A 16,393-nucleotide genomic window follows, 5' to 3' on the forward strand; every position below is an offset into this window, starting at 1 on the left:
TCAGAGCAGTTCGATTCCCGGCAGGCTCCTGAAGCAGTTCTCTCGCGTGATGCGCACGAAGTCCGCCAGCCACGGCTGCTCCGACGTGCCCGGCGTGCATGCCATGTAGAGCCGCCCCGTCAACCCCTTGCTGCCCACGCGCCGGGCTGTGACGTAGCCGCGGTCCAGGTAGTTCTGCACCGCCCACAGCGGCAGTGTTGCCACGCCGCGCCCGCTCGCCACCAGCTGCAGCATCGCCACCGTGAGCTCGGTCGTGCGCCGGTGCGCAGGCTCCGCGCCCGCAGGCGCCAGCACCTGCCGCACGACGTCGATCACTTCATCGGGCACGGGGTAGGTGATGAGCGTCTGGTCAGTGAAGTGGCGCGCGGTGAGATAGGCCTTGGCCGTCAGCGGATGGTCGTTGGCCAGCAGGGCCATGATTTCGAAGCGGAACAGCGCGTGATAGTCCACCGCTTCGTCGGAGCCTTCCCTGGACACGACCGCCACTTCGGCGCGGTTCTGCGTCACCAGCGCGATCGGGTCGGAGTGAAAGCCCGAGACGATGTCGAGCTCGATCTCGGGCCAGCGTTGGCGGAACGCATCCATTGCCGGCATGAGCCAGTCGAAGCAGGCGTGGCACTCGACCACGATGCGCAGCTGGCCGCTGCGCCCCAGCGCGAGCCGCGCCACGTCGCGCTCGGCTTCTTCGATGAGCGGCAGCGCCGTGTCGGCCAACTGCAGCAGACGCAGGCCGGTGGTGCTGAACTGCGGCGGCACCGACTTGCGCTCGAACAGCTGTGCGTCGTAGCGGTCTTCGAGCAGCTTGATTTGGTGCGACAGCGCCGATTGCGTGAGGTTGAGCAATTGCGCCGCGCGCACCAGGCTGCCGGTGTCGCGAAGCGCGATGAGCGTGCGCAGATGACGTATTTCGAGGATCGACTGGAGCATGAAAATTATTCAATCGAATTTGCGAAATATCTCGGTTGAATCATATGCCTCGCGGCCGGTCACATCCAGTTGCTTGGCTGCAAGCCGGCACGTTTCGATTCCATGGCGACGAGCCTGAACTTTTGAGTTACTTCACAAGATGGCGCGACGTGGGGAGCGGGCAGGTGTGCCAATAATGGCACCATGCTCTCTCCGATCCGTCTTTCGCCGTTCCGTTTCTCCCTGTTGCTTTTGCTGTTTCTGGCCCCGTTGATGGGCTGGGCGCAGAACCGCGCGGAAGCACTCCTGCAGTTCGAAGGCGTGCAGGCGCGCTACCAGGCTTCTTATGCACCCGGCGCTGTCGCGCGCGGTGCGAAGGAACTGCTTGACCCCGATGACCAGGCCATCGCCGACAAGGCGCTCAAGGCGCTGGACACGGCCGCCACGCGCGCATTCAACACCGCTGCCTCGGTGTCCGCTATCCAGCAGGAAGTGGCATCGGCAGGCAACGGCGGTGCCGCACTCAGCCCGCAAGTGCAGGCCGCTGTGGCCCGCTTCGTGAAGCTGCGCACCGACTACACCGCGATGAGCGAGGCCAGCAGGGCCGAGTTCTTCAACCGCGAGCGCGCCAAGCCGGCCGATCCCGTGCGCACCGAACTGCTCGAACGCATGGCCGTGGCCGATGTTCGCGAGATCGACTTTTCAAGCCAGCTGCTGATGAGCGCGGTGGTCAAGCAACTGGCGCGCGGCAACGGCGGACAACTCAGCTCGCTGCCGGACCGCACGCTCGACATGGCTCTCGACACGCTGTGGTCGCGTGGTGTGACGTCGACGCGCCCGCGCAACCTGATGCTGGTGGCGCGCGAGTTCGAAAAGCAGGTAACGCAGGCACTGCTCGCTGCGCTGCCCGATGCCGATGTGGCCGCCTTGCTGGCCTGGCGCAACGACCCGCAGGCCGCAGCCGAGCGCGAGGCCCTGGTGGGCACTTATCGCGCCGAGGTCAAGGGGAGCGGCGGGGTCGCGCTGCGGACCCTGGTGCGCGCTTGGCCGCGCTCCTGACGATCGCGTTGTTGCCGGACGGTGCTGCCGCGTAAGGCATGAACCGGCTCTGGTTCTCGTCCACGTCGAGCGGCCGGCCCACGAACGGAAACGCGCGCTGCGGGCAGGCCTCGCGCTCGCACACCTTGCAGCCCGCGCCGATGGGTGTGGGCACATCGGGATCGCGCAAGTCCATGCCCTTTGAATAGACCAGCCGCGTGGCGTGGCTGATGTCGCAGCCCAGCCCGATCGAGAAGGTCTTGTTGGGCGAGCCATAGCCGCGGTAGCCGTGCGACACGGTGCGTGCAATCCAGAGGTAGGCGCGTCCGTCTGGCATGCGAGCGAGCTGCGTGAGCACGCGGCCGGGCTGCGCGAAGGCCTCGTACACGTTCCACAACGGGCAGGTGCCGCCGGTCTTCGAGAAGTGGAAGTGCGTGGCCGATTGCCGCTTCGAGATGTTGCCCGCGCGATCGACGCGGATCAGGAAGAAAGGCACGCCTCGTGCCTCGGGCCGCTGCAGCGAACTCAGGCGGTGGCAGATGGTCTCGAAGCCCACGCCGAAGCGGCGCGCCAGCTGGTCGATGTCGTAGCGAAACTGCTCGGCAGTTTCGAGGAACTCGCCGTAGGGCAGCAGCAGCGCGGCGGCGAAGTAGTTGGCCAGGCCGATGCGCGCGAGCGAGCGGGCCGTGTCGCTCGACAGCGGCGCGGCGGCCACCAGCTCGTCGAGCATGTCGCCCACTTCGAAGAAGGCGAGCTGCGTGGCGAGCTGGAATGCATGCTGCCCGGGCTCCAGGTAGGGCGAGAGCCGCAGCACGCGCGAGCCCGGGTCGTAGCGCCGCTGCGCGCCGGCCTCGCCGTCTTCGGCGGGCACAACCCGCACGCCATGCGCATCGAGCAACTGGCGCGCGAGGCGGTCGCCGGGGCTGCCTTCTCGCAGGCGCCATTGCGCGGCGAGGGCTTCGGCCGCTTCATCGAGCGGCGCGATGTGGTTCTGGTGCGCGAAGAAGAAGTCGCGCACTTCCTCGAAGGGCATGGGCCGCGCCTGCGGCATTCGTGCGAGATCGCCGCGTCCGTCGCCGAGTTCGCCCGCCAATGCTTCGAGCCGCTCCATCGCATCGCGGTGGCGCTGGTGCAGCGCGACCAATGCGCGGCCCACGGCGGGCATCTGGGTGGCGACTTCGCGCAGCTCGGCCAGCGCGACGGCATCGCCGCCGGGGTTGTCGGCCAGTGCCTCGCGCAGGCTGGCGATGAGGCGCGCTTCTTCGTCTTCGGAGAAGGCCTGGATGTCGACGCCCAGCGTGGCATGCAGGCGCAGAAGCACCGGCACCGTGAGCGGCCGCTGGTTCTGCTCGATCTGGTTCAGGTAGCTGGGCGACAGGCCCAACTGCTGCGCGAGCGCGAGCTGGCTCAGGCCGCGCTCTTCGCGCAGGCTGCGCAGCCGCACGCCCATGAAAGTCTTCTTCATCGCTTGATCCGGTTATTCGCAAGATTCGCAAATACGGCGAGGCTCATTCGCAACCATTTGCCCAATCAAGCCTTCATTATGGGCACGATCTTTCTTGAATTGCGAATTGTGCAAAGGTCGCGGACCGGGCCCATTGGGGAGACAGAGAGCTTGCAGGCGAAGTAGCTGGCATGCAACGTGCTTGGATTTGCTTGCGCGATGGCCGTCGCTTGACGGGCTAGAAGAAAAGTACACAAACTAACCGCATTTCCGGCGACCGAAAGGGCAGTTGAGTTAGCCTCGACCGAAAGTTCCTCGTTATTGTTTCAATTTCATGAACACTGCGATTCGATTAAGCGGGGGTTTACCCTAGGAATCGCGGTGCACACTTGGGGCACCCAAAAGCCCAATGAAGAAGGAATTGAAATGAAGACCTCGAACATCCTCGCCGCCGCCGCTCTGTCCCTGCTCGCCGCCGCTGGCGCCCATGCAGAAACCTACGAAGGCGTTCAGCCCCTGACCTCCGGCTACAGCCGCGCCGAAGTGGCGCCCCAAGCCGTGGCAGCTGCCCGTGCCGGCAACGCTTATGGCGACAACGAAGGCGCTGCGTCGACCGCAACGCCCGCACTGGCCGCTTCGGTCGACCGCGCCACTGTTCGCAGCGAGGCTGTGGCCGCTGCACACGCACCTGGTCAGAACCTGCGTCCCGAAACCTTCGCTGGCAGCGTGATCCCCTCGCAAGCGAAGGGCCTGACCTTCACGCGTCAAGCCGGCCTGTAATTGAAGGCGGCGCAAGCCGCCTCAGTCACACGTCAATAAAAAACCGGACCTGCGAAAGCAGCGTCCGGTTTTTTCATTGGGGCTTGGGGTTGTGTTTGGCGCCGTGCCGGTGGCAGTCGTGCGCGTGGTCGTCCACGATGCCTGTGGCCTGCATCCACGCGTAGACGATGACGGGGCCCACGAACTTGAAGCCGCGCTTCTTGAGCGCCGCGGAAATATCCTCCGACAGCGGCGTCTTCACCGGAACGCTGCCGGTGCGGTTGACGATGGGCTTGCCGCCCGCCATGCCCCAGATGAATTCGGAGAAATCTTCGCCCGCCGCCTGCATCGCGAGGTAGGCGCGTGCATTGCCGATGGTGGCCTCGATCTTCGAGCGCGAGCGCACGATGCCGGCGTCCTGCATCAGCCGCTCGACATCGGCCTCGGTGAATTTGACGATCTTCTCCGGCACGAAGCCCTTGAAAGCCTTGCGGAACGCGTCGCGCTTGCGCAGGATGGTGAGCCACGAGAGGCCGGCCTGGAAGCCGTCGAGCATGAGCTTTTCCCACAGCGCGCGGCTGTCGTGCTCGGGCACGCCCCATTCGGCGTCGTGATAGGCGGCCAGCAGCGGGTCGGTCTGGGCCCAGGCGCAGCGGATCTTGTCGGTGCTGTTGTTCATTGTTCGTTCGATTCTTTGCTCGGCTATCGTCGGGGAGTGTTTTCAGAATGAGGGGGAGACCCTGATGCAGCATTTTCGATTTTCATTGTCGGCGCTTTCCTTGGGCGTCGCGCTCGCCCTTGGTGCGCAGGCGCACGCCGAAACCATCAAGAAGCCCCAACTCGATCAGCTCGCCGCCGCGTGGCAGGCCGGCAAGCCGGCCGCCGACTTCAACGCCTTCCTTGCGCAGGCTGCAAAGAGCCAGCCCGCGTTGCAGAGCAGCGTGAATGCGTACCGCAGCAAGAAGGCCTCGCTGGCCGGCGACGACCTCGTCAACATCGCGCGCCTGCTCGGCCTCTACAACCGCCTGAAGAACCAGCAGGCCGTGATTGCGAGCATCGGCACCATGGTGGCGATTCCGACGGTGCGCAACGTGCAGGTGCCGCCCCATGAAAGCGCGTCGATCATCGAGTTCGGCCAGCTGGTGCAGAAGATGGCGACCGACTTCGGGCTTGCCTACCGCAACGTCGACAACCGCATCTTCGAAGTCAGCCTCAAGGGCAAAGGCGGCGAGGAGTTCGGCATCCTCACGCATTCCGACGTGGTGCCTGCGGTGCTGTCCGAATGGGTGCTCGACGATGGCACGCGGCTCGACCCCTTCAAGATGACCCGAGTGGGCGACTACCTCTACGGCCGCGGCACCATCGACGACAAAGGCTCCATCGCGGCCGTGCTCTATGCAATGAAGGCCGTGAAGGAAAGCGGCCTGCCCATCGAGCGCAGCATCCGCCTGATGATCGAGACCACCGAGGAAACCGGTGGCGACGCGATGCAGTACTACCGCACGAAGACGCAGCTGCCGGCCTACAACATCGTGCTCGACAGCAAGTACCCGGCCGTGGTTGCAGAGAAGGGCTCGGGCGCGCTGAAGGTGTTGTTCCCGGCGGAGCAGGCGGATGGCGCATCGACAGCCATCACGGCCATGAGCGGCGCCGCATCGGCCAACGCGATTTCGCAGACGGCGATGGCCACGCTCAAGGGCGGCGATCTTGCGGCCGCGCTCGCAAAGCTCGAAGCAGCAAAGCCGGCCTTCCTGCAGAAATACGAAGGGCAGGGCGGCAAGTTCGCCATCGACATTGCGCGCGGCGCCGACAGCATCGAGCTGAAAGTGACAGGCGTTTCGGCCCATGGTTCGCGGCCGGAGGAAGGCGTGAATCCGCTGCCGCGCCTCGCGCTGTTCCTGCAGGAGTCCGGCGTGCCACTGGCCGCCAACCACTACCTGAAGGCCGTGAAGTACATCGACGCGCTCTACGGTACCGGCTACCTCGGCGAGAAGATGGGCCTGGGCTACGCCGACGACTTCATGGGCCCGCTGACCTTCTCGCCCAACCTCGTGCGCATGGGCAATGACGGCAGGCTCGAAGTCACGGTCAACGCGCGCATGCCGCGCGGGCGCACACCCGACGAGCTGAAGGCGCAGGTCACGTCGAAGATCGATGCGTGGGCGAGCGCGAACAACGTGAAGCTCGAGGTTGCCTACGACCAGGGCAACTGGATGGCGCGCGACCCCAAGGGCGCGTGGCTCTCGACCCTCCTGAACATCTACGGCGACACCACCGGCCTCGAGGCCAAGCCGGTGCCCACGGCTGGCAGCACCACCGCGAAGCTGATGCCCAACGCCATCAACTTCGGCCCCGCGATGCCCGGCAAGAAGTACACGGCGCACAACGCCAAGGAGTACAAGGAAGTGCCCGACCTCGACGCCGACATGCAGATGTTCACCGAGATGCTGGTGCGCATCGGCAACCTGCAGCAGATGCAGTAACGCGCGCGGTTGGCGAACTTAACGCTGCGCTTTCTCCCTCGTGCGCAACGTTTCTTCGTAGTGCGCAGAGACCTGTCGCAGCGCGTGGCTCGGGTATCGTCGAAGGCTTCCATTTTTGTGAAAAGGGAGTCACGCACATGCTGCAATTTCGCTTCTCGTTGCCAGCCCTCACCATGGGCTTGATGGCAGTTGGCCTCACCGCACCGGCCTTCTCGGAGACGCTCAAGAAACCCGCGCTCGACCAGTTGGCCGCGGCCTGGCAAGGCGGCAAGCCCGCCTCCAGCTTCAACGCTTTCCTGGCCCAGGCCGAGAAGGCCAACCCCGAGCTGAAGCCCGCCGTGGCCGCCTATCGCAAGAAGGCACCGCTGGCTGGTGACGACCTCACCAACATCGCGCGTCTGCTCGGCCTGTACAACCGCCTGCACAACCAGAAGGCCGTGATCGCGAGCCTCGGTGCCATGGTGGCGCTGCCGACTGCGCGCAACGTGCAGATCCCGCCGCACGAGAACCCGACGATCATCGACTTCGGCAAGCTGGTCGAGAAGATGGCGCGAGACTTCGGGCTTGCGTATCGCAACGTCGACAACCGCATCTTCGAAGTCAGCCTCAAGGGCAAGGGCACTGAAGAGTTCGGCATCCTCACGCATTCCGACGTGGTGCCCGCGGTGCTTTCAGAATGGGTGCTCGACGACGGCACGCGGCTCGACCCGTTCACCATGGTGCGCGTGGGCGACCGCCTCTACGGCCGCGGCACCATCGACGACAAGGGCTCCATCGCTGCCGTGCTCTATGCAATGAAGACGGTGAAGGAAAGCGGCCTGCCGATCCAGCGCACCATGCGCCTGATGATCGAGACCACCGAGGAAACCGGTGGCGACGCCATGGAGTACTACCGCGGCAAGGTGCCGCTGCCGGCCTACAACATCGTGCTCGACAGCGGCTACCCCGCGGTCGTGGCCGAGAAGGGCGCGGGCTCGCTGAGTGTGTTCTTCCCTGCGGAGAAAACCGATGGTGCAGTCACCGCGATCACGGACATGGGCGCAGCCGCCGCGGTCAACGCGATTTCGCAGACCGCCACCGCCACGCTCAAGGGCGGCGACCTCGCTGCGGTGCTCGCAAAGCTCGAAGCCGCGAAGCCGGCCTTCCTGCAGAAGTACGAACCGCAGGGCGGCAAGTTTGCGATTGCCATCACGCGTGACGGGGACAGCATCGCCATCAAGGTCACCGGCACCTCGGCCCATGGCTCGGAGCCCCAGAACGGCGTGAATCCGCTGCCGCGGCTGGGCCTGTTCCTGCTGGAGTCCGGTGTGACGCTGGCCGACAACCAGTTCCTCAAGGCGGTGAAGTACGTCGATGCGCTCTACGGCACCGGCTACCTCGGCGAGAAGATCGGCCTGGGCTACAGGGACGACTTCATGGGGCCACTGACTTTCTCTCCCAACCTGATCCGCACCGGTGCCGACGGCCGGGTGGTCGTGGCGGTCAACACGCGCATGCCGCGCGGCCGCACGCCCGAAGAACTCAAGGCCCAAGTCACCGCGAAGATCAATGACTGGGCTGCGGCGAACAAGGCCACAGTCGAGATCAAGTACGACCAGGGCAACTGGATGGCGCGCGACCCTTCTGGCCAGTGGCTGACGACGCTGCTCAACATCTACGGCGACACCACCGGCCTAGAGGCCAAGCCCGTATCCGCGGCCGGCGCCACCACGGCCAAGCAGATGCCCAACGCGATCAGCTTCGGCCCCGGCATGCCCGGCAAGAAGTACACCGGGCACAACGCCAAGGAATACAAGGAAGTGCCCGACCTCGACGCCGACCTGCAGATGTTCACCGAGATGCTGGTGCGCATCGGCAACCTGCAGCAGATGCAGTAGCTCAGCGCAGGCCGCGCGCCTGCAGCACCGCCTTGAGCCGGCGCACCTCGTGCTGCAGGTCGAGGATCAGCGCGGCAGCGTCGAGCCCCACGCCGAAGTCGCGCTCCAGCCGGCGCGCTTCGAGCGCATGTTGCAGGTCGGCGCTGGAGAACTGCCAGCGCTCGGGCTGGGTCTCGGTCGTTTCGATCCGCAGGATGCCGACCTCGACCAGTTGCACGACCCAGGCGGTGTCGGCGCCAACGGCGTGCGCCAGTTCACTCGCCGCGAGCGGTTGCGAGGTGCTGACGGCGGTGGCGGTTGTGACAGTGAAATTCACCATGCTCAGACTCCCAGATGCTGGCGTGGGTGGAACGATGCCGTGGCTTGCGCCAGCTGTTCGTAGGCTTTGCGCGCATCGTCGCTGTCGGCGGGCGGCAGCGCAATGTCGAGCAGCAGGTACAGGTCGCCGGGCGTCTTGCCTGCGAAGCCACGGCCCTTGAGCCGCAGCTTCAGGCCGTTGCGCGCGTTGCGCGGCACGGTCACTTCGACCACGCCGCCGGTGGGCGTTGGCACCTGCACCTGCGCACCCAGCGCGGCTTCGGTGGGCGTGATGGGCAGCGTCATGTACAGGTCGCGCTCTTCCACGCGGTACAGCTTGTGCGGCGCGATGCGCACTTCGAGGTACAGGTCCCCGGGCGGCTCGCCGCCGTGGCCGGGCATGCCTTGCCCCGCGAGGCGGATGAACTGGCCCGGGTGCACGCCCGGCGGGATCTTCACGCTGAGCGTGCGGTTCTCCCACTGCGGGTGGCCCTGTGCGTCGACGGTCTGCGCGCGCAGCGTGATCTCGCGCTCGGCGCCGTTGAGCGCGTCTTCGAGCGTGATCTCGATGGCCGCGTGATGGTCTTCGCCGCGCGCGCGGAAGTTCTGCCGCGCGGCGCCGCGGCGTTCGGCCTCGCCGAACAGCGACGAGAAGAATTCGCTGAAGTCAGCGTGGTCGGCCGGGCCCTGGCGCGGGCCGCGGTGAAACTCGAAGCCTTCGTCCCAGCCCGGCGGTGGCTGGAAGTCGCCCTCAGGATGGCCTCCGCGCGCGACACGATCGGCCAGCGCGTCGTAGGCAGCGCGCTTTTCCTTGTCGCCAAGCACGTCCTTGGCCTCGTTGATGTCGCGCATGCGCTTCTCGGCGTCAGGCTCGGTGCTGACGTCGGGGTGGTACTTGCGGGCGAGCTTGCGGTAGGCCTTGCGCACTTCGTCGTCGGACGCGGTGCGGTCGATGCCCAGTGCGCTGTAGTAGTCCTTGAATTCCATGGTGTGTGGCGGTTCGTTGGGTGGACGGCAACAAGGCCCGAGGAGTGGGGGGAGGCTAGGCCAGGGCTGCGTCGCCGTCGGCTTGCCGCAGCAGCGGCGTCACGGCCCATGTGGGGCCGCGGCGCTCGAAACGCAAGGGCTGTGCATTGCCGAGCAGGCCGACGTCGACCGGCACGCCCAGCAGGGCGGCCAGCGCGTAGAGCGTGCCGCCATGTGCCACCACCAGCACCGGGGCGGGCAGCCGCAGGGCCGTGTCGAGCGCGTCGCGCGTGCGTGTGACGAACTGCGTGAGCGTTTCGCCGCCCTCTGGCTCACATGCCCAGTCGATGTTGGCGGACGAGGTGCCGATCAGCGCGCCGAAGTTGCGCTCGCGCAGCGCGGCCTGTGCGGCCGGCACGAGCTTCAGCGTCGTGGCCACGGTGTACGCCGTGTCGTGCGCGCGCCGCGCGTCGCTGCACACGACGGTGCTGATCGGCTCGCCGGCCAGCAGCCCCGCGGCGCGCGCGGCCTGCTGCAGACCAAGCTCGCTCAGGGGCTCGTCCACCGCCTGGAAGATGCGCAGCGCATTGCGGCCGGTCTGCCCGTGGCGCAGGAAGTAGAAGTGATCGCAGGCTGGCGACAGCGGCTGCGCCTCGGCGATGCGGATCAGTTCGCCGAGCCCGCTCGGGGCGGTGTGGGAAGGGGCGGTTTGCTGTGACATGGATGGGCGGTGTCAGTACGCGAGCTGCAGCGGAGTGCCTTCGCGCTGCGCCCGCACGTCGGCGGGGTGGAATGGCAGCGGGTGCCACTGCTTGGCCGCGAACAGCGGCAACTGGTCGTAGGCGCGCGGCGAAGCCGGGTCGCTGCTCTGGCCGTAGGTCAGCAGGCCTTGAGCAACCGGGCCGTTGGCGTCGAAGGTCACGACTTGCATGTAGCTGCTGCCGTAGTTGACGTTGTAGCCCTTCGGGTCTATCAGCGACTGGCCCTGCGACTCCAGCTTGTTGAGCACGCCCTCGAACTCGTCGCCGCCGTGCAGCGCGATCTTCTGGCCGCGCACCAGGCGCGACTGCGGCACGCCCAGCGGCACGTCGGCCGCGAAGCCGGCGGTGCGCAGGATGCCGACCGCGTCGCCCAGCGCCTTGAACACGGCTTCGCGCGTGGCCGGCGTGGCCATGTCGAGCCCGGCGGGCGTCGCCACCGGCTGCGCGGGGTCGAACGGCACGCGCCAGACCTTGGGCACGTCCTTCGTCTTGCGCCAGAACTCGCGGAACAGCGGTGCGCCCTTCGAGTCGGCATTGCTGGTGCGGTCCCAGGCGGTGAGCACGCGGCAGCCGAGCGCCTGATCGGTGGTGAGCGTGTTGCCGGCGGCGCTGCAGGCGGCCTGCAGGTCGGCCATCACCAGCATGCCTGCGAGATTCCTGTCGCGGAAGATCACGCTGCGCAGCTCGGCCGCGCCCATGCGGTTGCCGGGCAGGCCGTCGCCGCCCGAGAGCCGGCCGCGGATTTCCATGATCGCGCTGCGCGTGCGCAGCCGTTGCGGCAGCCCAATCGGGCCCACCAACGGCGACACGCCAGCCATCGGCGCGGTTTCGGGGTTGCTGAGCCAGAAGCTGTCGTTGCTGTTCTGCACGTAGTCCGGCGTGATGAGCACCGGCATGCGCGCCGGCGCGATGATGCCGGGCGCGGCGGCCGCGCTGTCGCGGTTCCATGCGCAGGCGCTGCGCGAGCCGTCGAGTACCGGCAGCCCGGCCGCGTTGAGCAGCGCGGCGGCGGCAGGCGAAGGCGCGCAGCTCTTGAGCATGTCGGCCGATACGTCGGGCACCACCGACAGGTCGGCGTACATCGCGTTGCCGTCGCGGTCGGCCGCAATGGTGTTGATCCACGGCATGCCCTGGTTGCCCATGGCGGCGCGTAGCTCGGTCACGTTGCGGGCCAGTGCCATCTTCATCCAGCTCTCGGCCGAGCGCACGTTGAGCGTGTTGGCGTCGCGGATGGCGTAGGCCTTCTGCGCGGTCCAGCCCAGGCCGGCGCGCGACAGCGAGATCACGGGGCCCCAGTCGGTCGAATAGAAGGTGTGCTGCACCGGCGGCGCGGTGCCGCCCGTTGCCGCGGCGGGCAGTGCCACGGTGCGCGCAACCATCTTCTTCGGCTGGCCGTCGACCAGGTACACCGTCGGGTCATTGGGGTCGAGCTTCAGCTCGTACAGCGTGAAGCGCTTGCCGGTCGACACGGTGTGCGTCCAGGCCACGTCCTTGTTGAAGCCGATGGCCACCACCGGGCTTAGGCCGCCGGTGGCGCCCATCACGTCGAGCTTGCCGGGGATGGTGAGGTGCATTTCCCAGAAGCGGTTGGTGCCGGTCCACGGAAAGTGCGGGTTGCCCAGCAGCAGGCCCTTGCCGTCCGGCGTGGCATTGCGCCCGAAGGCCCAGCCGTTGGAGCCGAGCTCGCCGCCCTCGGGGTTGGCGTTGAAGCTGTGGCGGCCGATTTCGGCCACGGCTTCCTTCAGGTCCACCGGCGCGGCGCTGGTCTTGGCGCCGGGGGCGGGCGGCACCGCGGCCAGCACTGCGCCCGCCAGCGCGCCCAGGCCGCCCTGGATCATCGACATCTCGGTGGCGCGCGACAGGTCGCCAGTCGTCATCGGCCGCACCCAGGGCTTGCCGCGGCAGGCTTCGGGCAACCCGTTGGGGCCGGCGTCTTGCAGGTAGCGGTTGTAGCCGGCCACGTAGCCGCGCAGCGCGGCCTGCACGTCGGGGCTCGTGGTAGCGCCTGCACGCGCCAGCGCGGCGTCGTCCATGTGATAGCGGATGAACAGGTCGATCTGCGCATTCGGCGCGCGGCCCAGGCCCAGGTCGCCGGTGTTCTGCGCGCCCAGGAACTGCGAGCGCTCGCCGCGCAGTGTGAGCAGGTGCTCGGCCGTCTGGCAGACGTTGTCCTGCGCATGCGCATAGGCGCTGCCGTACGCCAGGCCCTCGTAGTCCGGCGCGGTGATGTGCGGGATGCCGAAGGTGGTGCGCTCGATGGTCACGCTGCGCCCGCCGGGCGGCGGCGTGCTCGCGCAGGCGGCGAGCAAGGCGACCAGGCCCACGGAAAGGGCCGTGAGCGAAAACCGGGAAGGCGTGGCGTTCTTCGATGTCATGCGGGCGTCTCTCTTATTGGAAAGGAACAAGGAAGCCGATTAAAGGACGTACCTTTGCCGCGCGTTGTCACCAGCGCGGCATGCCGCGCAGAGTTCAGCCGAACTTCATGCCCTTGGGCCGGGCCTGCAGCCGGTCGATGTAGGCGTCGAGCGTAGGCCGGTTCAGGACGCCGCCGAAGGCGCGGTGCCAGATGAGCATCGAGCCGATCATCACGTCGGCCGCGGTGAATTGCGCGCCGAACAGGTAGGGGCCGTAGCGCAGTTCGCGCTCGACCGCGTCCTTGGCCGCTTCGAAATTGGTCCAGCCGCGCGCGCTGTTGTTGCTGCGGATCTTCAGGATGGCGTCGCCCATCGCGGGCTCCAGCTGCGCGGTCGAATAGACCATCAGCGACAGGTAGCGGCCCCGGTCCGGTGTGCCGACGGGGGGAGCGAGCCGCTTGCCGGGAAACTTCTCGGCCACGTACATGCAGATGGCGGCGTTCTCGAAGACGCGCGCCTGGCCGTCGACCAGCGCCGGCAGCTTGCCCGCAGGGTTGATCTTCAGGAACTCAGGCTTCTTGTGCGCCTTGTCCTTGAGCAGGGTGGTCACGATCTCGTAGTCGGCGCCGGCTTCGTCGAGCATCCACTTGGCGATGTGCGAGCGGCTGTGCGGGTCGAAATACAGCTTCATGGTCATCGGCGTGTCTCCTTCGTCTCGAGTGAGCGGTCAGAACTTCGGGATTCGCAGCGTCTTGCTGATCATGAGCGTGCCCGACAGGGCGAACAGCAGCGTGAGCGGATGCAACTGCCACGGCCCGATGACCCAGGCGCCGCCCCACAAGGCGCTGCCGATGTGGCCCTGCCAGGCCGCGTATGCCAGCACGCCCACCAGCACCACGCTGGTCGGGATGGGGGTGCCCTCGAAGTACTTCACCTTGTCGGAGCCGGCCGACAGTGCCTCGGCCGTCACGTTGAAGCGCGCAAGCCGGCTCACGCCGCAGCCCACGAAATAGATCAGGATCACGCAGTCCCAGCCGCTGTTCAGTCCGGCTGCGAAGCCGAGCGCGGCGGGCGCCATGCCGAAGGAGATGATGTCGGCCAGCGAGTCGAGCTCGCGACCGAGGGCAGATTGCGTCTGGCGCCAGCGCGCGATCCGGCCATCGAGCACGTCGAAGATGAAAGCGGCCGGTGCGAGCGCGGCCGACCACAGGAACTGCGCGAGCGACTGGCTCGCCATGAAGGCCATTGCGAGGAACACCGCGCCCACCCCGCAGGCTGCATTGCCGAGCGTGAAGGCGTCGGCCAGGTGGAATTCCCGGAGCATCGAAAAATGCTTGCGGGTCGGCGCGGGGGAGGGAGTGGTCATGAAAGATGGGTTGGGCAAACGGCGAATGGACCGCACCTTAACCGAAGCGAAACGCGCTTTTTGTCAGCGCATGGCGTCAGACGCCGTGATGCGCTTCGACGATCCGTGCGAAGCGCCCGAGCAGGCCGGCCGCTGCATCGGTCGGGACCACGTGCTCGCGCAGTGCGGCCGGGTCGGTGCCGGCGCGAGCCAGGTCGCCGGCCAGCTGGTCGATGTAGCCGCGCATGACGTCGGCGTCGAACTCGGGGTGGAACTGCACGCCCCAGGCATGCGCGCCCGCGCGGAACGCGTGCACCGGCTCGTGGTCGTTGCCGGCCAGCCGCACTGCGCCTTCGGGCAGGCGCAGAGCGCTCTGCCAGTGCACCGCGTGGGCCGGGAACTGCGCGGGCAGGCCGTGCAGCAACTGGTCGGTAGCGGCGGCATTGTCGAGCGTGACGGTCACGGTGCCGACCTCCGCGCCCTGCGGGTGGTCGCCGGCCTCGCCGCCGAGCGCATGCGCGAGCAACTGGTGGCCGTAGCAGATGCCGAGCACCGGCGTGTCGCGCGCCACGAGCTGCGCGAGCCAGGCGGCCGTGGTCTCGCTCCAGGGTTCGCGGTGCGACACCATCGCGTGCGAACCCGTGACGACCGCGCCTGACACTTCGGCCGGGTCGGGCAGGGCGTCGCCGCGGCGCGGATCGACCACCAGCAGGGGCAGCGCGTGCGTGTCGAGCCCGTCGGCGATCCAGTGCTCGAAGTCGCCGCGCTGCGCGCGCAGGGCCTCGAAGGTGTCTCCAAGCTTGACGATGACGAGCGGGTGCGGGCGGTGGTTGTCCATGCCCGCGATCATGCCGCAGGTGCACAACGCGCTCGCAACGGCTACAGTGGATGACCCGGGGCGGTCCCCGGGTGTTTGACCTGACTGCAACCCTGCCGAAAAATCGACTGATGCGCACCTTGGCTGCCTCCCTCATGATCTTCGCTGCGGCGCTGGGCGCACATGCGGCGGAGGTGGTGCGCTGCACGGACGCCAGCGGGGCCATCTCCTACACCAACGTGGCTTGCCCGGCGGGTAGCAAGCAGTCGCGGCAGGTGCCGATCCTTGAGTCGCCGCCCGCCGAGGCGCGCCGGCCGGACTACACGCCGGCGCCGACCCCGACAGCACCGATTGCACCGCCCAACCAGGTGGCGAGCAATCCGCCCTCGGGCCCGGCCATCATCCCGCGCTATCCCGCCGACACGCAGCCCGCGGCGGCCGATCCCCCGGCCGTCGTCATCCTGAGCCCCGACCCGTACTACGACGGCGTGCGCCCCATTCGCCGGCCGCCACCGCATGCGCACGACCCTGGGCCGCCGCCCGGCCAGCGGCCCTGCCAGAACCTCGCAGGCATCAAGCGCGGCAACTGCTGAATGAGTGCAGGAGAAGCCAGGCCCGACAGCCTTCCGTGGACCGTCTACTGCGACGGCAGCGCCACGCCCAACCCGGGGCGCATGGGCATCGGCGCCGTCATCACCGCGCCTGACGGCAAGCGCCACACGCTGTCGCAAGCCACGCATGCCACAGGCTGCAACAACGAGGCCGAACTGCGGGCGCTGACGCTCGCGCTGCAAGACCTGCGCGAGCGGGGCGCGACGGCGGTGCGGGCCTATAGCGACAACAGCATCCTGGTCGAGCAGCTCGGCCCGGCCGGGGCGAAACCGATCGAGCGCCTGGCCGGCCTGTTCGACGATGCCCGCGCCTTGCTCGGCAGCTTCGACGACGTGCGCGTGCAGTGGATTCCGCGCCACCGCAACGGCGAGGCCGACGCACTGGCACGCGCCGCCTTGGGCTTCGCGCCCAAGCCGCCTGCAAGGCCCGCGAAGAAGCGGCGATAGGGTCGGGCCCGGGAGCCCCTATCATCACGCGCCATGACAGAAGCCACTCCCCGCCCACCCCTTCCCGACCACCTCTCCATCGATCCGCGCAGCCCGCACCACGTGGCCGCCGCGTTCGAGCACGACATCGGCATCCGTTTCAACGGCAAGGACCGCCTCGACGTCGAGGAATACTGCATCAGCGAAGGCTGGATCAAGGTGCCCGCCGGCAAGACCCTCGACCGCAAGGGCAAGCCGCTGCTGCTCAAGCTCAAGGGCACAGTCGAGGCGTACTACAAGGAAGCGTAA

General features: G+C 67.5%; 17 protein-coding genes. 7 read left to right on the top strand and 10 right to left on the bottom strand.

The genetic code is table 11. The features are described 5' to 3' along the window. Nucleotides 1-927: a LysR family transcriptional regulator gene (locus BMW87_RS00405; RefSeq protein ID WP_093073326.1), complete on the bottom strand. Its 927-nt coding sequence runs from the start codon at nucleotides 925-927 to the stop codon at nucleotides 1-3. A 183-nt stretch (nucleotides 928-1,110) separates the two neighbouring features. On the opposite strand from BMW87_RS00405, the gene BMW87_RS00410 reads away from it, so the two are divergent. Continuing rightward, nucleotides 1,111-1,965 (top strand): hypothetical protein, encoded by an 855-nt coding sequence (locus BMW87_RS00410; protein WP_093073328.1) that lies wholly within the window; start codon nucleotides 1,111-1,113, stop codon nucleotides 1,963-1,965. Here BMW87_RS00410 and BMW87_RS00415 read toward each other — a convergent pair. Then, the gene (locus tag BMW87_RS00415; RefSeq protein ID WP_093073330.1) at nucleotides 1,907-3,409 is read right to left on the bottom strand and encodes a short-chain fatty acyl-CoA regulator family protein; all 1,503 of its coding nucleotides are present in this window, start codon (nucleotides 3,407-3,409) and stop codon (nucleotides 1,907-1,909) included. The genes BMW87_RS00410 and BMW87_RS00415 overlap by 59 nt on opposite strands. A gap of 405 nt (nucleotides 3,410-3,814) precedes the next feature. Here BMW87_RS00415 and BMW87_RS00420 point away from each other — a divergent pair, with 405 nt between their 5' ends. Further along, the gene (locus BMW87_RS00420; RefSeq protein ID WP_093073331.1) at nucleotides 3,815-4,168 is read left to right on the top strand and encodes an alpha/beta hydrolase; all 354 of its coding nucleotides are present in this window, start codon (nucleotides 3,815-3,817) and stop codon (nucleotides 4,166-4,168) included. A 73-nt stretch (nucleotides 4,169-4,241) separates the two neighbouring features. On the opposite strand, the gene BMW87_RS00425 is transcribed toward BMW87_RS00420, so the two are convergent. Then, a complete protein-coding gene (locus tag BMW87_RS00425) occupies nucleotides 4,242-4,826 on the bottom strand; it encodes a DNA-3-methyladenine glycosylase I (protein WP_093073333.1) in 585 nt (194 codons plus the stop codon). 64 nt (nucleotides 4,827-4,890) lie between these two features. Between BMW87_RS00425 and BMW87_RS00430 the strand changes: the two genes are divergently transcribed. Both BMW87_RS00430 and BMW87_RS00435 read left to right on the top strand, forming a co-directional pair. Beyond that, nucleotides 4,891-6,630 carry a dipeptidase gene (locus BMW87_RS00430; RefSeq protein WP_093073335.1) on the top strand — a complete coding sequence of 580 codons (1,740 nt, stop codon included), beginning with the start codon at nucleotides 4,891-4,893 and terminating at the stop codon, nucleotides 6,628-6,630. Between the two features lie 137 nt (nucleotides 6,631-6,767). Next, entirely contained in the window at nucleotides 6,768-8,507 is a 1,740-nt protein-coding gene (locus tag BMW87_RS00435) for a dipeptidase (RefSeq protein ID WP_093073337.1), read from the top strand. 1 nt (nucleotide 8,508) lies between these two features. On the opposite strand, the gene BMW87_RS00440 is transcribed toward BMW87_RS00435, so the two are convergent. The 7 genes from BMW87_RS00440 to BMW87_RS00470 form a co-directional block, all read right to left on the bottom strand. After that, on the bottom strand, nucleotides 8,509-8,826 hold the full coding sequence (locus tag BMW87_RS00440) for a chaperone modulator CbpM (RefSeq protein WP_093073339.1): 318 nt from the start codon (nucleotides 8,824-8,826) through the stop codon (nucleotides 8,509-8,511). Nucleotides 8,827-8,828: 2 nt separating this feature from the next. Then, complete coding sequence (locus tag BMW87_RS00445) at nucleotides 8,829-9,791, bottom strand: DnaJ C-terminal domain-containing protein (RefSeq protein ID WP_093055677.1); 963 nt, start codon at nucleotides 9,789-9,791, stop codon at nucleotides 8,829-8,831. 55 nt (nucleotides 9,792-9,846) lie between these two features. Beyond that, entirely contained in the window at nucleotides 9,847-10,491 is a 645-nt protein-coding gene (locus BMW87_RS00450; protein ID WP_093073341.1) for a histidine phosphatase family protein, read from the bottom strand. A gap of 12 nt (nucleotides 10,492-10,503) precedes the next feature. Beyond that, complete coding sequence (locus BMW87_RS00455; RefSeq protein ID WP_093073343.1) at nucleotides 10,504-12,906, bottom strand: penicillin acylase family protein; 2,403 nt, start codon at nucleotides 12,904-12,906, stop codon at nucleotides 10,504-10,506. 94 nt (nucleotides 12,907-13,000) lie between these two features. Then, entirely contained in the window at nucleotides 13,001-13,582 is a 582-nt protein-coding gene (locus BMW87_RS00460) for a glutathione S-transferase family protein (RefSeq protein WP_093055682.1), read from the bottom strand. A 30-nt stretch (nucleotides 13,583-13,612) separates the two neighbouring features. Then, nucleotides 13,613-14,251 (bottom strand): CDP-alcohol phosphatidyltransferase family protein, encoded by a 639-nt coding sequence (locus BMW87_RS00465; RefSeq protein ID WP_093073345.1) that lies wholly within the window; start codon nucleotides 14,249-14,251, stop codon nucleotides 13,613-13,615. Nucleotides 14,252-14,327: 76 nt separating this feature from the next. Further along, the gene (locus tag BMW87_RS00470) at nucleotides 14,328-15,068 is read right to left on the bottom strand and encodes a glutamine amidotransferase (RefSeq protein WP_093075082.1); all 741 of its coding nucleotides are present in this window, start codon (nucleotides 15,066-15,068) and stop codon (nucleotides 14,328-14,330) included. A gap of 110 nt (nucleotides 15,069-15,178) precedes the next feature. Between BMW87_RS00470 and BMW87_RS00475 the strand changes: the two genes are divergently transcribed. The 3 genes from BMW87_RS00475 to BMW87_RS00485 are packed head-to-tail and all read left to right on the top strand — an operon-like array spanning nucleotide 15,179 to nucleotide 16,393. Further along, on the top strand, nucleotides 15,179-15,640 hold the full coding sequence (locus BMW87_RS00475; RefSeq protein WP_093073347.1) for a hypothetical protein: 462 nt from the start codon (nucleotides 15,179-15,181) through the stop codon (nucleotides 15,638-15,640). Continuing rightward, entirely contained in the window at nucleotides 15,641-16,105 is a 465-nt protein-coding gene (locus BMW87_RS00480; RefSeq protein WP_093073349.1) for a ribonuclease HI family protein, read from the top strand. A 33-nt stretch (nucleotides 16,106-16,138) separates the two neighbouring features. Then, nucleotides 16,139-16,393: a DUF3297 family protein gene (locus BMW87_RS00485; protein WP_093055689.1), complete on the top strand. Its 255-nt coding sequence runs from the start codon at nucleotides 16,139-16,141 to the stop codon at nucleotides 16,391-16,393.

The organism is Variovorax sp. OV084 (genome assembly GCF_900111625.1).
Taxonomy (GTDB): Bacteria; Pseudomonadota; Gammaproteobacteria; order Burkholderiales; family Burkholderiaceae_C; genus Variovorax.

Excerpts from the sequence above, each read along its gene's own strand:
- BMW87_RS00420 (WP_093073331.1), top strand. The coding sequence starts at position 3,815 with ATGAAGACCTCGAACATCCTCGCCGCCGCCGCTCTGTCCCTGCTCGCC.
- BMW87_RS00475 (WP_093073347.1), top strand. The coding sequence starts at position 15,179 with ATGCGCACCTTGGCTGCCTCCCTCATGATCTTCGCTGCGGCGCTGGGC.
- BMW87_RS00405 (WP_093073326.1), bottom strand. The coding sequence starts at position 927 with ATGCTCCAGTCGATCCTCGAAATACGTCATCTGCGCACGCTCATCGCG.
- BMW87_RS00470 (WP_093075082.1), bottom strand. The coding sequence starts at position 15,068 with ATGGACAACCACCGCCCGCACCCGCTCGTCATCGTCAAGCTTGGAGAC.
- BMW87_RS00445 (WP_093055677.1), bottom strand. The coding sequence starts at position 9,791 with ATGGAATTCAAGGACTACTACAGCGCACTGGGCATCGACCGCACCGCG.
- BMW87_RS00435 (WP_093073337.1), top strand. The coding sequence starts at position 6,768 with ATGCTGCAATTTCGCTTCTCGTTGCCAGCCCTCACCATGGGCTTGATG.
- BMW87_RS00460 (WP_093055682.1), bottom strand. The coding sequence starts at position 13,582 with ATGACCATGAAGCTGTATTTCGACCCGCACAGCCGCTCGCACATCGCC.
- BMW87_RS00465 (WP_093073345.1), bottom strand. The coding sequence starts at position 14,251 with ATGACCACTCCCTCCCCCGCGCCGACCCGCAAGCATTTTTCGATGCTC.
- BMW87_RS00455 (WP_093073343.1), bottom strand. The coding sequence starts at position 12,906 with ATGACATCGAAGAACGCCACGCCTTCCCGGTTTTCGCTCACGGCCCTT.
- BMW87_RS00450 (WP_093073341.1), bottom strand. The coding sequence starts at position 10,491 with ATGTCACAGCAAACCGCCCCTTCCCACACCGCCCCGAGCGGGCTCGGC.
- BMW87_RS00485 (WP_093055689.1), top strand. The coding sequence starts at position 16,139 with ATGACAGAAGCCACTCCCCGCCCACCCCTTCCCGACCACCTCTCCATC.
- BMW87_RS00425 (WP_093073333.1), bottom strand. The coding sequence starts at position 4,826 with ATGAACAACAGCACCGACAAGATCCGCTGCGCCTGGGCCCAGACCGAC.
- BMW87_RS00440 (WP_093073339.1), bottom strand. The coding sequence starts at position 8,826 with ATGGTGAATTTCACTGTCACAACCGCCACCGCCGTCAGCACCTCGCAA.
- BMW87_RS00415 (WP_093073330.1), bottom strand. The coding sequence starts at position 3,409 with ATGAAGAAGACTTTCATGGGCGTGCGGCTGCGCAGCCTGCGCGAAGAG.
- BMW87_RS00480 (WP_093073349.1), top strand. The coding sequence starts at position 15,641 with ATGAGTGCAGGAGAAGCCAGGCCCGACAGCCTTCCGTGGACCGTCTAC.
- BMW87_RS00430 (WP_093073335.1), top strand. The coding sequence starts at position 4,891 with ATGCAGCATTTTCGATTTTCATTGTCGGCGCTTTCCTTGGGCGTCGCG.
- BMW87_RS00410 (WP_093073328.1), top strand. The coding sequence starts at position 1,111 with ATGCTCTCTCCGATCCGTCTTTCGCCGTTCCGTTTCTCCCTGTTGCTT.